The 15,440-nt window shown below is 70.9% G+C and carries 11 protein-coding genes; all 11 read right to left on the bottom strand.

Going from position 1 to position 15,440, the window contains the following annotated elements:
• Positions 1 to 424: 424 nt before the first annotated feature.
• Entirely contained in the window at positions 425 to 706 is a 282-nt protein-coding gene (locus ACGFNV_RS42980; RefSeq protein WP_004000874.1) for an HU family DNA-binding protein, read from the bottom strand.
• 403 nt (positions 707 to 1,109) lie between these two features.
• Positions 1,110 to 2,537 carry an NAD-dependent malic enzyme gene (locus tag ACGFNV_RS42975; protein ID WP_133931400.1) on the bottom strand — a complete coding sequence of 476 codons (1,428 nt, stop codon included), beginning with the start codon at positions 2,535 to 2,537 and terminating at the stop codon, positions 1,110 to 1,112.
• Between the two features lie 315 nt (positions 2,538 to 2,852).
• Positions 2,853 to 5,279, bottom strand: a complete 2,427-nt coding sequence (locus ACGFNV_RS42970; RefSeq protein WP_393630683.1) for a HelD family protein — start codon at positions 5,277 to 5,279, stop codon at positions 2,853 to 2,855.
• 83 nt (positions 5,280 to 5,362) lie between these two features.
• Positions 5,363 to 6,127 (bottom strand): anti-sigma factor family protein, encoded by a 765-nt coding sequence (locus tag ACGFNV_RS42965; RefSeq protein WP_393630681.1) that lies wholly within the window; start codon positions 6,125 to 6,127, stop codon positions 5,363 to 5,365.
• Positions 6,128 to 6,177: 50 nt separating this feature from the next.
• The gene (locus tag ACGFNV_RS42960) at positions 6,178 to 6,699 is read right to left on the bottom strand and encodes a sigma-70 family RNA polymerase sigma factor (protein ID WP_037675339.1); all 522 of its coding nucleotides are present in this window, start codon (positions 6,697 to 6,699) and stop codon (positions 6,178 to 6,180) included.
• Positions 6,700 to 7,061: 362 nt separating this feature from the next.
• Positions 7,062 to 7,664, bottom strand: coding sequence for a CGNR zinc finger domain-containing protein (locus tag ACGFNV_RS42955; protein WP_393630679.1), 603 nt, complete (start codon positions 7,662 to 7,664; stop codon positions 7,062 to 7,064).
• Positions 7,665 to 7,978: 314 nt separating this feature from the next.
• The gene (locus tag ACGFNV_RS42950) at positions 7,979 to 9,130 is read right to left on the bottom strand and encodes a uroporphyrinogen-III synthase (protein ID WP_393630678.1); all 1,152 of its coding nucleotides are present in this window, start codon (positions 9,128 to 9,130) and stop codon (positions 7,979 to 7,981) included.
• Between the two features lie 134 nt (positions 9,131 to 9,264).
• Complete coding sequence (locus ACGFNV_RS42945) at positions 9,265 to 10,647, bottom strand: nitrate/nitrite transporter (RefSeq protein WP_393630676.1); 1,383 nt, start codon at positions 10,645 to 10,647, stop codon at positions 9,265 to 9,267.
• Between the two features lie 216 nt (positions 10,648 to 10,863).
• Positions 10,864 to 12,069 carry an acyltransferase gene (locus ACGFNV_RS42940; RefSeq protein ID WP_393630674.1) on the bottom strand — a complete coding sequence of 402 codons (1,206 nt, stop codon included), beginning with the start codon at positions 12,067 to 12,069 and terminating at the stop codon, positions 10,864 to 10,866.
• Entirely contained in the window at positions 12,066 to 14,276 is a 2,211-nt protein-coding gene (locus ACGFNV_RS42935) for a bifunctional polysaccharide deacetylase/glycosyltransferase family 2 protein (protein ID WP_393630672.1), read from the bottom strand. The genes ACGFNV_RS42940 and ACGFNV_RS42935 overlap by 4 nt, the downstream gene beginning before the upstream one ends.
• The gene (locus tag ACGFNV_RS42930; RefSeq protein ID WP_393630670.1) at positions 14,276 to 15,187 is read right to left on the bottom strand and encodes a hypothetical protein; all 912 of its coding nucleotides are present in this window, start codon (positions 15,185 to 15,187) and stop codon (positions 14,276 to 14,278) included. Before ACGFNV_RS42930 ends, ACGFNV_RS42935 begins: the two co-directional genes overlap by 1 nt.
• Positions 15,188 to 15,440 lie beyond the last annotated feature (253 nt).

The following is a 15,440-nucleotide window of genomic DNA, read 5'->3' as shown; positions in this document are numbered from 1 at the left end:
GGTCGAACTCCCCGGCAAGGCACTCGGCTGACCCCAGCCACACACCCCCGGCTCAGGGCCACACGCCCCGGCTGGGGGCCCGGGGGTCATCCCCCGGACAGACACAGCATGGAGAAGCTCGTGGAGCTGGGCGCGAAGGTCGAACTCCCCGGCAAGGCACTCGGCTGACCCCAGCCACACACCCCCGGCTCAGGGCCACACGCCCCGGCTGGGGGCCCGGGGGTCATCCCCCGGCCCTCCGGCTGGGGGCCCGGGGGGCATCAGATGGCTCGTGTATACGCCGATGGGGCGGTCACCCGGATTCGGGTGACCGCCCCATCGGCGTTCACTGCAGCGCCCTGAGGGGCGCGGGGAACTGCGCGGCCAGCCACAGGCGGGCCCGCAGTCGCCCACGGCGCCAAGCGACACGGCGCTGACGGGGGGCTTACTTACCCTTGGCCGCTTCCTTGAGCTTCGAGCCCGCGGAGACCTTCACGCTGTAGCCGGCCGGGATCTGGATCGGGTCGCCGGTCTGCGGGTTGCGCGCGGTGCGAGCGGCACGGTGGGTGCGCTCGAAGGTCAGGAAGCCGGGGATGGTGACCTTCTCGTCGCCCTTGGAGACGATGTCGCCGACGACCTCGGCGAACGCGGCCAGCACGGCGTCGGCGTCCTTACGGGTCACCTCGGCGCGGTCGGCCAGCGCGGCCACCAGCTCACTGCGGTTCATGTTGTTACTCCCGTGTTCTACTTGCCAATGAGGCGTGCCACGCGGCGGAGCCGCATGGTGGGCACAGCGAAGCCGATGCTGCCAGGGTCCTCTGACAGTCCCCGGAGCCGGGTCCGTCGTCAGACCCTCGCGCCCAGGGACGCATCCTGCCCCTACCTGCGGCGGGAAAGCCAATCCGGCACCCGCAGGAGTCGCCAGAACACCCTTGGGAGTCACACGAAAAGCGCCACTGCCTCGGTGTGGTGACGCTCCGGTTCCTCCCGGCAGCGGACCGCAAGGCCCTGAGGACCTGAGCCTGGCCGCCACGATAGAGGGCGGCCGAAGGCCCCTGGTTCCACGACGCGCCGGTGCCCGGCCAGTCGTGGCGATCCTCACAACTGCGCGAATGACCCTACGGCCGAGCCTACGACGCCGTCGGCGCCGCCGCTCCGACGGCCTTCGCGGCCTCCCGCACCGCGCCGGCGACCGCACCGGCGACCTTGTCGTTGAAGACGCTCGGAATGATGTAGTTCGGGTTCAGCTCGTCCTCGGTCACCACGTCCGCCAGCGCCTTCGCGGCCGCGAGCATCATCTCGGTGTTGACGGTGCGGGACTGCGCGTCCAGCAGACCGCGGAAGACGCCCGGGAAGACCAGCACGTTGTTGATCTGGTTCGGGAAGTCGGAGCGGCCGGTGGCCACGACCGCGGCGGTCTGGCGGGCGATCGCCGGGTCGACCTCGGGGTCGGGGTTCGCGAGCGCGAACACGATCGCGCCGTCGGCCATGGCGGCCACGTCGTCGCCGTCGAGGACGTTCGGGGCGGAGACGCCGATGAAGACGTCCGCGTCGCGCACGGCCTCCTTCAGCGTGCCAGTGAGGTTCTCCGGGTTGGTGTTGTCGGCGATCCAGCGCAGCGCCGAGCCCGGAGCGGCGTCGACGAGGTCCTCGCGGCCGGAGTGCACGACGCCGTGGATGTCGGCGACGACGGCGTTCTTCACGCCCGCGGCGATCAGCAGCTTGAGGATGGCCGTGCCGGCCGCGCCGGCGCCGGACATGACGACGCGGATGTTCTCAATTGCCTTGCCCGCGACGCGAAGTGCGTTGGTGAGGGCGGCGAGGACGACGATCGCCGTGCCGTGCTGGTCGTCGTGGAAGACGGGGATGTCGAGGGCCTCGCGCAGCCGGGCCTCGATCTCGAAGCAGCGGGGTGCGGAGATGTCCTCGAGGTTGATGCCGGCGAACCCGGGGGCGATGGCCTTGACGATCTCGACGATCGCGTCGGTGTCCTGGGTGTCCAGGCAGATCGGCCAGGCGTCGATGCCGGCGAAGCGCTTGAAGAGGGCCGCCTTGCCCTCCATGACCGGCAGAGCGGCCTTGGGGCCGATGTTGCCCAGGCCCAGCACGGCGGAGCCGTCCGTCACGACCGCAACGGAGTTGCGCTTGATGGTGAGGCGGCGGGCGTCCTCGGGGTTCTCGGCGATCGCCATGCAGACGCGCGCCACACCCGGCGTGTAGACCATGGAGAGGTCGTCACGGTTGCGGATGGGGTGCTTCGACGCCATCTCGATCTTGCCGCCGAGGTGCATGAGGAACGTACGGTCGGAGACCTTGCCCAGCGTGACGCCCTCGATACCGCGCAGCTTCTCGACGATCTCGTCGGCGTGCCCGGTCGAGGTGGCCGCGATGGTGACGTCGATCCGGAGCTTCTCGTGTCCGGAGGCGGTGACGTCGAGGCCGGTGACCGAGCCTCCGGAGGACTCCACGGCGGTGGTGAGCTGCGAGACGGCGGTTCCGCTCGCGGGCACCTCCAACCGGACCGTCATCGAGTAGGAGACGCTGGGCGCCGTTGCCATGGCCGACTTCCTCTGCTTTCACCTGTGACGCTGGATGTGCGGTCCGATCGTCGCACCTACTGTCGAGTACGCGGTAGCCGCCTCGGATTGAGAACGTTTTGTTCTCGGCTGTTCTCAACGCAAAGAGGCCCACATCACATGGTGACGTGGGCCTCTCCTCATGCTCAGTGGCACCGACCCGCCATGCTCGCCTCGCGGCAAGTGGTCGCTCGTAGCGACGAAGGTTGGGCCCGGGGGCTTGGATCGGGCCGGTGCCACATCCAGGCTAACAAACAGATCCCGTAAGGCCATTCCCGTGCGCGGAGTTCATCTCAATCAGTCCCTCAGCAGGTCCGGCACCCCGGCGGCGTCGGGTTCGTCCCGCTCCCCCGAGACGACCGTGAGCTGCTGCGTGGCGCGGGTCAGGGCGACGTAGAGGACCCGGAGGCCCGCCGGGGACTCGTCGGCGATCTCGGCCGGGGAGACGACCACGGTGGCGTCGTACTCCAGACCCTTGGCCTCCAGGCTGCCCAGGGCCACCACGCGGTCGCCGAGATCGGCGAGCCAACGTCGGGCCTCCTCGCGGCGGTTCATGGCGACGACGACGCCGACGGTGCCGTCGACGCGCTCCAGCAGACGCTGGGCCTCCGCGCGCACGGTGGCGGCGAGGGAGTCCTCCACCGCGGTGAAGCGCGGTACGACACCGGTGGAGCGGACCGCGGAGGGCGACTCGGCGCCGGGCATGGCCAGGGCCAGGACCTTCGCCGCGAGTTCGGCGATCTCGGCCGGGTTGCGGTAGTTCACGGTCAGCTGGAAGCGGCGGCGCGGACGGGTGCCGAGGGCCTCGTCGCGGGCCTCGGCCGCCTCGTCGGGGTCGGACCAGGAGGACTGGGCCGGGTCGCCGACGACCGTCCAGGTGGCGTGCCGGCCGCGGCGGCCGACCATGCGCCACTGCATCGGCGTGAGGTCCTGGGCCTCGTCGACGATGACGTGCGCGTACTCGGTGCGCTCCTGCGCCAGGCGCTCGGCCCGTTCGCGCTGCGACTCCTCGCGTACGGGCATCAGCTCCTCCAAACCGGTGAGCTGGTCGAGCGGGTCGTACTCGCGCCGCCTCTTCGGGCGGGCCGGGGCGCCGAGGATCGCCTGGAGCTCGTCGAGCAGGGCGATGTCGTGCACGGAGTGGCCCTGGCGCTTCAGGGAGCGGGCGACCCTGCGCACCTCGCCGGGGTTCAGGATGCGGCGGGCCCAGCGGCCGAGGCGCCGCTCGTCCGCCATGGCCTCCAGGACGGATCTGGGGGTCAGCTCGGGCCACCAGGCGTCGAGGAACGTGATGAAGCTGTCCTCGGAGGTGACGTCCTCGTCGAAGGAGGACCGCAGCTCGGCGGCGAGCTCGGGGTCGGTGTGCCGGCCGGCTGCACCGGAGCGCTCCCACAGGGCGTCCAGGAGCAGCTTGCGGGCACGGGGACGCAACAGGTTCACCGGCGCGGTGCCGCCGAGCGCCGTCTGTCGCACCCGGGCGAGCTCGTCGGCCTCCAGCTCCAGGCGCCGCCCGAACGCGACGACCCGCAGACGGGTGGGAGGACCGGCGGGGGCGGTGTCCCCGGGCACGTCGAAGGCGAGCTGACCGCCGGGCGCACCCGAGCCGGCGTGCCCGTTCGGAGGGGCTCCGTCCTCGGCGGCGTCGGAAGAGCGGTGGCCGACCGGGGCTGCGGGGCCGAATTCCAGCGCTCCCCGTGCCGCCTTGCGGAGCACTCTCAGCATCCGGTACGAGCCCTTCGCGCGGGCCACCGCCGGGGAGTCGTACAGGGTGGCTTCCATGCCGTCGACGAGGGAGCCGATGGCGCGGATGGCGACCTGGCCCTCCTCGCCGAGGGAGGGCAGCACGCCCTCGGTGTAGGCGACGAGGAGCGGGGTCGGGGAGACGATCAGGATGCCGCCGGCGTAGCGGCGCCGGTCCTGGTAGAGGAGGTAGGCCGCGCGGTGCAGGGCGACGGCGGTCTTGCCGGTGCCGGGGCCGCCCTCGACGTACGTCACGGAGGCGGCGGGGGCGCGGATGACCAGGTCCTGCTCGGCCTGGATGGAGGCGACGATGTCGCGCATGGTGTGGCTGCGGGCCTGGCCGAGGGCGGCCATGAGGGCGCCGTCGCCGATGACGGGCAGTTCGCCGCCGTCGAGGTGGGCCTTCAGCTCGGGGCGCATGAGGTCGTCCTCGACGCCGAGGACCTTGCGGCCCTTGGAGCGGATGACGCGCCGGCGCACGACCCGGCCGGGGTCGACCGGGGTGGAGCGGTAGAAGGGGGCGGCCGCCGGGGCCCGCCAGTCGATCACCAGCGGTGTGTAGTCGGCGTCGAGGACGCCGATGCGGCCGATGTGCAGGGTCTCGGCGATGTCGGCGGTGTTGTCCGGGCGGACCGCGCCCTCGGCCGGTTCCACGGCGGTGTAGGCGCCGTCGGGCCCCTTCTTGCCGTCCTTGCCGAGGAGCAGGTCGATCCGGCCGAAGAGGAAGTCCTCGAACTCGTTGTTGAGCCGGTTCAGGTGGACACCCGCCCGGAAGACCTGGGCGTCCCGCTCGGCGAGCGCGCCGGGCGTACCGACCTGGCCGCGTTTGGCCGCGTCGTGCATGAGGAACTCGGCCTCGTGGATCTTCTCCTCGAGGCGCTGGTACACCCGGTCGAGGTGTTCCTGTTCGACGCTGATCTCCCGGTCACGAACGGAGTCGTGAACCGGGTCGAGCGCGGCTTCCTGCTGAGCCTGAGCGGCCACCGGGCCCCCTTCTGACGTGCTGGGCAGCCGTCAACCGTACGCGAAGGGGGCCTGTGGAGGCGAGGGGCTTGCGGGGGCAGGCCCTACGCGTCGATCTGGACGAGCTTCTTGCCGTCGAAGGTCATGACCTCGAAGTGGTCGATCTCGTCCGGCGTGAAGGCGGCGCCACCCTGGACGTAGAGCGGGTTCTTGGCCTGTTCCGTCTTGGCTCCGGGGAGGCCGTAGCCCCACTCCGGGACGGACCAGGAGGAGATGGTCTCGCGCTCGCCGTTCTTGCCGACGGCGATGAGCGAGCACTTGTTCGGGCCGGCCACGTTGTTCAGCTTGACCACGGCCTCGGTGCCCCAGGCCTTCTTCTCCATGCCGACGGTCGCCGTGACCTTGGTGGCGGCGTCGGTGCCGGAGACCTTCTGGGGAAGCTTGTCGAAGACCGACTGGGCGGGGCTGGCGCCCGCCTCGACCTTCGCGCCGCCGCCGCTGTCGCCACCGGTCGCCGCCATGGCCGCGAGCGGGCCGGCGATGATCAGCGCGACCGATGCCGCGAGCATGAAGAAGCTGCGCCGGCGCTTCTGCGCGCGCTGGACGACGACCTCGTCGACGAGCTTCTCCGCCATCCGCGGGGCGGGCTTGGCGGACAGCGAGTCGCCGATGGTGGGCGTGCCGGAGCCGGGCAGGTCCGCGAGGGCGGCCAGCATCGGTTCCATCCCGGCGAGCTCGTCGAGCTGCTGGGCGCACCACTCGCAGGTGGCGAGGTGTGCTTCGAAGGCGGTCGCCTCCGCGTCGTCGAGGATCCCGAGGGCGTAGGCGCCGACGGTCTCGTGCTCGTTCGGAGCCTGAGATCCCTGCATGGGCCCAGACATACCCGAACCACCTGTTCCGAATCCCCCGTACATGCTCATCACGCCGTCACCCCCCGCTCTTCCAGAGCAAGCTTCATCGACCTCAGTGCATAGAAGACCCGCGAGCGCACAGTGCCGCTGGGTATCCCCAGGGTCTGCGCCGCCTCATTGACGGTACGCCCCTTGAAGTACGTCTCGACGAGCACCTCCCGGTGAGCCGGGGTCAGGTCGTCGAGTGCGTCCGACAGAGTCATCAGCCACAGCGCCTTGTCGATCTCGTCCTCCGCGGGGATGACCTCCAGCGGCGACGGGTCGACCTCCTGCGGCCGGGCCTGCCGGCTGCGGTGGCCGTCGATGACGATGCGGCGAGCGACCGTCACCAGCCAGGGGCGTACCGATCCGGTCGCCCGATTGAGCTGACCGGCGTTCTTCCAGGCACGGATGAGGGTTTCCTGCACGACGTCCTCGGCGCGCTGCCGGTCTCCGGCAACCAGGCGGAGGACATAGGCGAGCAGCGGTCCCGCGTGCTCTCTGTAGAGGGCACGCATCAGCTCCTCATCTGGTTCCGAGGGCTGGGACATGCGATGTCGGGCCCTCGTTCCATGTTCATTGGCCACGACGGAATCTTTGCGCACGCCCACCTCCGATGTCCGGGGGTTCCCCCTGCCGGTCGCTCAACACGGGGTACGCGCGGGGAGCTTCGCGTGTTCAAAGTGACGCGACACTTTTCTTCGGGGTGACGTGACGAGGGGGACATGGGTGCACATACTCCCCGCTTCTTCTTTACATTTCCGCCACGCTGGCAAGTTGGGGGGCGCTGCCCCTACGCCGCCGCAACCAAACGGAGTGTTGTCGAAATCACTTCGACGACCACTCCACAGAAGCCGCATACCGGGCACACAGGAAGGCGTACGGCCGTGCACATACCCGTAGTTGGGGTCTTTCAAGCGCGTGTGAGGGCCACTCGACGGCGGTGCCGGGCCACTCTTTCGCGGTTCCCGCAGACCTCACTGGAGCACCAACGGCGTCTGCGTCCGCGGGAGGTGTCGACGTACACGATGGGGCAGTTGTCCCCTTCGCACTGACGCAGTCCGGCGTGCGCGGCGGGGTCGGTGAGCAACTCCACGGCGTCCCGGGCGACGGCGGCGAGCAGCGCGGCGCAGGCGGGCGGTCCGGCCAACTTCCGTACGAGTGCCCCGTCCTCACCCGGTACGGCGAGGGGGGCCGGGGGCGCGGCGCGGGCGAGGTCGTTGACCCGGGCCAGCGCGGGGCCGTACGCCGCCGCGCGCATCTCGGACGCGGCGAGCCGGCCGTGCACCAACAGGCCGACGGCCCGGCGCAGTTCCCGGAATCCCACGACCCAGGAGGGGTCGGCGTGCGCCAGCGGGGTGCCGGCCGGGACGAGTCCGGAGCCGGTGATCCAGGCGCACAGGGGCGGAAGGGAGTCGAGGTGTTCGAAGGGGTGGGTGGTGGCGAGCAGATCCAGACAGATCCGCCCGGCGTCGAACCGCAGCTCGTACGAGGCCGTGGCCGTACCCAGTGCCATGTGCCTGTCACCGCCTAGGGGTTGCCCCGGGGGAAGGGACCAGTGAGAAGGGCGGGAAGAACCGTTGCCTTCTTACAGTGCCTTCCCGCTGGCGCGCCCGGAACCCCTCGTGACACCGGTCGACCCTTCCAGCCCGCCCGGCGCCGTCCCCTGTGCACCGGCGCGGCGCTCCTTCTCGGCGCGGGTCCAGTCATCTCAGCCCGTCCGGCGCTTGAGGACGAGGCCGTTCAGGCCGAAAGCGGGGGCCTGGGGGCGGCAGCCCCCAGCGAGGCCGGCACCAGCGCACGGTGCCTCAAAACGCCGGGCACCAGAACTCACGCGTCCGCGTACTTCGCGTCCGCCGCCGGGTCCAGAGCCAACCGATACCCCCGCTTCACCACCGTCTGGATCAACTTCGGCGCCCCCAGGGCCGTACGGAGCCGAGCCATCGCCGTCTCCACGGCGTGTTCGTCGCGGCCCGCGCCCGGCAGCGCGCGCAGCAGGTCCGCGCGGGGGACGACCCAGCCCGGCCGCCGGGACAGTGCACGCAGCAGCGACATCCCGGCCGGCGGTACGGGCTTCAACTCACCGTCCACCAGGACCGCGTGGCCGCGGATCTCCACCCGGTGCCCCGCGACCGGCAGCGTCCGCGCCCGGCCGGGCAGTTCCTGGCACAGCAGTTGGACGAGGGGGCCGAGCCGGAAGCGCTCGGGCTGCACCGTGTCGATGCCCCGGGCCTGCAACGGCAGCGCGGTGACCGGGCCGACGCAGGCCGGGAGCACATCGTGGTTGAGGGCGGCCAGCACCTCGGGCAGCAGCCCGCGTTCCTCGGCCCGGGCGAGCAGGGACACGGCGGCCGGCGCGCTGGTGAAGGTGACCGCGTCGAGGCCGCGCGAGACGGTGGCGTCGAGGAGGCGGTCCACGGGCGAGAGGTCCTCGGGCGGCATCCACCGGTAGACCGGCACGCCGACGACCTCCGCTCCCGCCTCCCGCAACGCCTCGACGAACCCGGGCAGCGGCTCGCCGTGCAGTTGGACGGCGACCCGACGGCCGTCGACGCCCTCCTCGAGGAGCCGGTCGAGCACCTCGGCCATGGACTCGCTCGACGGCGACCAGTCCTCGGTCAGCCCGGCGGCCCGGACGGACCCCTTGACCTTGGGCCCGCGGGCGAGCAGTTCCACCCCGCGCAGCCGCTCCAGCAGCGACTCGCCGAGCCCCCAGCCCTCGGCGGCCTCGACCCAGCCCCGGAAGCCGATGGCGGTGGTGGCCACCACGACGTCCGGCGCCTGGTCGATGAGGTCCTTGGTGGCGGCGAGCAGCTCACCGTCGTCGGAGAGCTGCACGATGCGCAGGGCGGGTGCATGCAGAACCGCCGCGCCGCGCCGCTGGAGCAGCGCTCCGAGCTCGTCGGCCCGGCGCGCGGCCGTGACTCCTACTGTGAACCCCGCGAGGGGCCCGTGTTCCGGTCGCTGCTGTTGCTCGTACATCACACTCGTCCCGCTCGAGTTCGTCGCACCTACATGCCGAGCGAGCCTGTCAACGGTCCGTGACAGGCTCGGTTCGGCTACATGTCGCTGGTGTTACGTCACGCCCCCGGCACGTGTTTCACCGGTGGCACAGCTCACACCTCGGCGTAGCTGAGCTGCGGCTTCGCCTCCGAAGCGCCGCCCGTGGCCGTGATGCGGTCGGCCGACCGGCGAAGGTATACGGCCCAAGTGACCACGAAACACACGCCGTAGAAGGCGAGGAAGGCGACGAAGGCGCCGGTGCCGGAGCCGTAGGAGAGGAAGGACTGCCGGAAGGCGAGGTTGATGCCCACGCCACCGAGCGCGCCCACCGCCCCGATGAGACCCATCGAGGCCCCGGACAGTCGCCGCCCGTAGCTCGCGGCCTCCTCGCCCTGGAGCCCCTTGGCGACGGCCTTGGCCTGGAAGATGCCGGGGATCATCTTGTACGTCGAGCCGTTGCCGAGGCCGCTGAGGACGAACAGCACCACGAACGCGACGGTGAAGAGGGTCAGCGACTTCTCCATGCTGGCGGCGATGAGGACGGCGGTCGCCGCGGCCATCCCGACGTAGTTCCACAGGGTGATCCTCGCGCCGCCGTAACGGTCGGCCATCCAGCCGCCCAGGGGCCGGATCAGCGAGCCGAGCAGCGGACCGATGAAGGTGACGTACGCCGCCTCCAGCGGGGTGCGGCCGAACTGGTTCGTCAGGACCTGGCCGAAGGCGAAGCTGTAGCCGATGAACGAGCCGAACGTGCCGACGTAGAGGAAGGACATGATCCAGGTGTGGGCGTCCTTCGCGGCGTCCTTGGCGGCGCCGGTGTCGTTCTTCACGGACGTGAGGTTGTCCATGAACAGGGCGGCGAGGACGGCGGCGACCAGGATCAGCGGGATGTAGATGCCCAGCAGCACGCGCGGTCCGCCGCTGGCGCCGATGACCGCGAGCGCGACGAGCTGGAGCACCGGCACGCCGATGTTGCCGCCGCCCGCGTTCAGACCGAGCGCCCAGCCCTTCTTCCGCAGCGGGAAGAAGGCGTTGATGTTGGTCATGGAGGAGGCGAAGTTGCCGCCGCCGATGCCGGCGAGGAGACCGACGAGCAGGAAGGTGTTGAAGGAGGTGCCCGGTTCCATCACCGAGAACGCGGCGACCGTGGGGATGAGCAGGAGACCGGCGGAGATGATCGTCCAGTTCCGGCCGCCGAAGATGGCGACGGCGAAGGTGTAGGGGACGCGGACGACCGCGCCGACCAGGGTGACCATCGACGTCAGCAGGAACTTGTCCGCCGGTGTCAGGCCGTACTCCGGGCCCATGAAGAGCACCAGCACCGACCACATGGTCCAGATCGAGAACCCGATGTGCTCGGAGAGGACGGAGAAGAACAGGTTGCGGCGGGCGATCTTCTCGCCGCTCTGCTGCCAGAAGGTCTCGTCCTCCGGATCCCAGTGCTCGATCCAGCGACCTCCCCTGTTTCGAGCGGGGGCTGTGCTAGGGGCTGTCATGACGCCTCCACGGGGCTTCGGGGCTCGGGTGCTCGGGTGGTGCGGGGGGATTGAGCGGTGATGAGTTCCGAAGGTAGGGAGGGCGCGTTTCCTGTCTGTGGCTGTGGGTGACCGGAAAGGAACTTTGCTCTCACCGCCGAGGAAAACGGGGTGAGAGGTCTTTGCGTCGACCGTCCCACCCCGTCGCACCCTACGTGTCGACGGCGGGGCCCGTCCTCAGGCCCGGTGAGTTCCCTCCCGCGTGGGGCGTTGCGACCCGTCCGGCCACAGCCGGGGCCTGCGCCGCGCGGCCAGGTCCTCCGCCCAGCCGAAGCAGACCACGCAGCCGGCGACGAGGATCCAGACGAGGACGAGAACCGGCCAGGAGCTCTCCAGGAGCCAGGAGAAGTGCACCTCCAGGGCCTCGAAGCCCCAGAGCCGGTCCCACAGTGCCGCCGCGACGACGATGCAGACGTTGTGCCAGAGGTAGATCGTCACCGCCCGGGAGTTGAGGAGCGTGATCAGGCGGTCCCAGCGGCGCAGCCGGCGCGGCCACTCCGTCCAGGTCGGGCTGAGGTGCAGGAGCAGCAGGACCGTGGCGAAGGACCACAGGGCCTGGCCGAAGGGGATGTCGTCGAGGTCGTTGCCGGGCCGGAAGCCGTGGGTGAGGGCGTACCAGAGGCCCACGGCGGCGACGGCGGGTGCCACGGACGGGACGACGTAGCGGGGCAGGCGTTTCAGGATGCCTTCCTGGTGGGCCATGCCGAGGAGCCAGCAGGCGCCGAAGGTGGCGAAGTCGGCGACGGCGGAGTCGATCCGTGTGCTGGGGATGTTGACCCAGCCCCAGGTGAGGGCGCCGGTGAGGGCGATCGGGGCGAGGATCGTCGGCCACGGCAACGCCCGCAGGGCCTTGAGCAGGAACGGGGAGAGCACGACGTACCAGAGGTAGGCGCGCACGTACCAGAGCGGGACGGCGACTTGGGCCGCCCAGTCCTCGGTGAGAAAGCCGTGGACGCCGGGGAGGGTCTCGGGGGCCGACGGTTCGCTCAGCGGCAGGATCCAGTAGGCGAGGTGGAACCACCACCAGAGCGGGTGCCCCTCGGAGTCCGGTCCCCAGCCCTGGAGCAGCATGCCGGTCACGCCGATCGCGCCGAGCAGCCACAGCGGCGGCAGCAGTCGGCGCAGTCGGCCGCGTACGACCTGCGGGGCGGGCCGCTTGAGGGAGCGGGCCATGAGGTTGCCGGCGAGGGCGAACATCACGCCCATCGACGGGAACACCACGGGCAGCCAGGCCCAGCCCATCAGGTGGTAGAAGACGACGCGGAACAGGGCGATCGCGCGCAGCAGGTCGAAGTAGCGGTCGCGGGCGGGTGGTGTGCGCACCGGTTCGACCGGCGCCGGCTCGTCCTGGGTGTCGGTGGGCAGAGCGGGAGTCGTGGTCATCGGACCGCCTCCTGGTCCCGAGCGTCCACGGCCTGCCGGCTGGCCGCCGTCTCGCCGGGCGGCGCGGCCACCTGGCCCTTGCGCCGGAGTTTCTGCCAGCGCAGCCGGCCGCCGGTCAGGGCGGTGACCCAGGACTGCAGCAGGACGACGTACATGAGCTGGCGGTAGAGGATCTGCTGCAGGGGCAGCGAGATCAGCGGGGTGAGGCGTTCGCGGTCGAGGACGAAGGCGTACGCGGCGCAGGCGGCCTGGATGGCCAGTACGCCGAACCAGGCGGCGATCGTCTTGCCGGTGGGCCCGAAGAACAGCCCGTAGAAGAGGAACACGTCGAACAGGGGCGCCAGCAGCGGGGCGACGATCATGAACAGCGCCACCAGGGGCAGGCCCACGCGGCCGAAGCGGCCCGAGGGGCCCCGTTCGACGAGCGCGCGGCGGTGCTTCCAGATCGCCTGCATGGTGCCGTACGACCAGCGGTAGCGCTGCGACCACAGCTGCTGGACCGACTCGGGGGCCTCCGTCCAGGCGCGGGCCTTCTCCGCGTAGACCACGTGCCAGCCGTCGCGGTGGATGGCCATGGTGATGTCGGTGTCCTCGGCGAGGGTGTCGTCGCTCATGCCGCCGACCCGGTCGAGGGCCGTGCGGCGGAAGGCGCCGACGGCGCCGGGGATGGTGGGCATGCACCGCAGGACGTCGTACATACGGCGGTCGAGGTTGAAGCCCATCACGTACTCGATGTGCTGCCAGGCACCGATGAGGGTGTCCTTGTTGCCGACCTTGGCGTTGCCGGCGACGGCGCCGACGCGTGGGTCGGCGAAGGGCTGGACGAGTTCGCGGACGGTGGCCGGTTCGAAGACCGTGTCGCCGTCCATCATCACGATCAGGTCGTGACTGGCGTTGGCGATACCCCGGTTGAGGGCGGCGGGCTTGCCCGCGTTGAGCTGTCTGACGACGCGTACGTTCGGCAGGTCCAGGTCCTCCACGATGCGGGCCGTGCCGTCGGCGGAGCCGTCGTCGATGACGAGGACCTCGACGGGGTGCTCGCTGCGCATCAGGGAACGCACGGTGTTCTCGATGCACTTGGCCTCGTTGTACGCCGGGACCAGCACCGAGACCGGTTCGGTGACCGGCGCGTCCGGGCCCCAGGTGAAGCCCTTGCGGCGGGTGCGGCGGACGTGGATGCCGGACAGCAGCAGCATCAGACCGAAACGGGCGAGGACCAGGAAGCCGATCACCGCGAGGCCGACGACGAGGACGTCGGTGATGGTGTCGGAGGCCCCCACCAGGAAGACCCACGCCTTGCCCTTCCACAGGTCGAGGCCGGTGACCTCGGTGTGCGCGGAGGGGGCGTTCAGAGCCTCGGTGAGGTTCTGGAAGCGGTAGCCGCGCTGCTTGAGTTCGGGCAGCAGCCGGTCGAGGGCCTGGACGGTCTGATGGCGGTCACCGCCGGAGTCGTGCATCAGGACGATCGCGCCCTTGCCGTCCTTCGGCGTGGAGTTGCGGACGATCTCCGCGACGCCGGGCCTGCGCCAGTCCTCGCTGTCGTCGGTGGTCAGGACGGTGATGTAGCCGTGGCTGCCGACGTACTGGGTGACCGGCCAGGTCGCGTCGTCCATCGCGGAGGCGGTGGAGGAGTACGGCGGCCGGAACAGCGAGGAGCGGATGCCGACCGCTCCGGCGAGTGCCATCTGGTTCTGAGACAGCTCCCAGTCGATGCGCTTCCTGGTCTGCAGGGAGAGGTCGGGGTGGTTGAAGGTGTGCAGGCCGATCTCGTGGCCCTCGGCCGCCATGCGCCGGACCAGGTCGGGGTAACGGGAGGCCATGGTGCCGGTGATGAAGAAGACGCCGTGCGCGTGGTGCTTCTTCAGCACGTCGAGCACCTTGGGCGTCCAGGTCGGGTCGGGTCCGTCGTCGAAGGTGAGGACGATCCGGTGGTCCGGCACGTCGAGGGTGGTGGCGGTGCGGCCGCGGGTGTCGATGACCGGGCCGCCCTCGAGGATCTTCTCGGGCACCCGGTCGGCCGCGGCCTCGGGCCGGATGCGGTGGTCGGCGAGGATCTCGCTGTGCACGTAGCCGCGCAGCATGAGCATCGCCGCCAGGGCGAGCAGGAGGAGCAGGGGCAGCAGTTGCCGCATCGGAAGCGGGCGTCGTCGAGCGGCCGTCGAACCGCCTGTCTTCCTGGTTGATCGACGGTTGGTGCGGGATGCCATCAGACGACGTTCTCCGGGGACGGGGAGGTGGGGCTCGACGGCTCCGGCGCCGGCGACGAGGGCCCCTCGGACGCGGTGGGCACCGGCGAAGGCGTTCCCTCGGCCATGGTGCCGGTGCCGTCACCGGCCGGGGCCGGGGCCGGGGACGGGGAGGCGGCGGGCGAGGGGCTGTCGCTCGTCGGGGAGGGCTGCGGGGAGGACGGCGGCGGTGGCGGCAGGACCGGTGCGCTCGAACCGGGGCCCGGGGCGGGCGTGGTGACGCCCGGGGTCGGCTGGACGGGAGCACTGGTCGCGGGCCCGGGCTTGGCTGACGGGCTCGGTCCGGGCACGCCGACGGAGGCACTGGGCCGCGGAGTGCTGCCCGGCTTGAGGGCCACGCCGCCCACGGAGGGCTTGACGACCACACCGGGCAGGAAGGGGCCGACCGGGCCCGGCAGGAGGGGGCCGATCGGCGGCAGGACCGGAGCGGTCGTCGTGCTGGGCTCGGGCGGGCTGTCGGCCTCGACCTTGGACGCGGGTTTGTCGTCGTCCTGGACCGGCACCGGCAGCCACGGCGCGTCGGAGTTGCCCGACAGGAGCGTGCCGACGATGACGGCGGCGTAGGAGGCGCAGGCGACGCCCACGCAGATGCCGAGGCGGCGGATCCGGAGCCTGCGGCGGCCGGTCTCGTCGACGAACACCGGTCCCTCCGACGCTTCCTGGGCGCCGTCCGCCTCACCCGCGCCCTGCGGCACGGCGTCACCGGGCCGTACGGAGTCGAGCTGGACGGTCACTTCCCGCGGGTCGTTGACCGCGGCTCCACTGTCGCCGGGCTGCTCCTGCCAGGGATCGCGGATCTCGGCGCCGGGCAGCCCGGCCAGACCGTCACTGCCTCCGGTTTCCGGGAACTCCTGTGTGTTGACGCCCGTCACCGGTGTGCCTCGAGTCGCGGATGCCGCTTCGGGCCACTCCAGTTGAGCGTCTTCCCGCCATTTCTTCACGTGCGCTGTTCCCCCCACGGGACGATTCCGGGTGCGCGTAACGACCCGAGCGCACGTCGATGGAACCCGGCCCCCACCGGATTTTGCGCGCCCCCTTGACACAGGGCGCTCGGGGGCCCTGAATCTAGCGCAGCGACGACCGGTAAGTGCGCCAACGCGTCAATTGCCTGTTTTTAGCATGTCC

Origin of the sequence: Streptomyces sp. NPDC048751 (assembly GCF_043198595.1) — a bacterium.
Classification (GTDB): Bacteria; Actinomycetota; Actinomycetes; order Streptomycetales; family Streptomycetaceae; genus Streptomyces.
The sequence above is the reverse complement of the archived record's forward strand: the minus strand, read 5'-3'. Positions and strand labels throughout refer to the sequence as shown.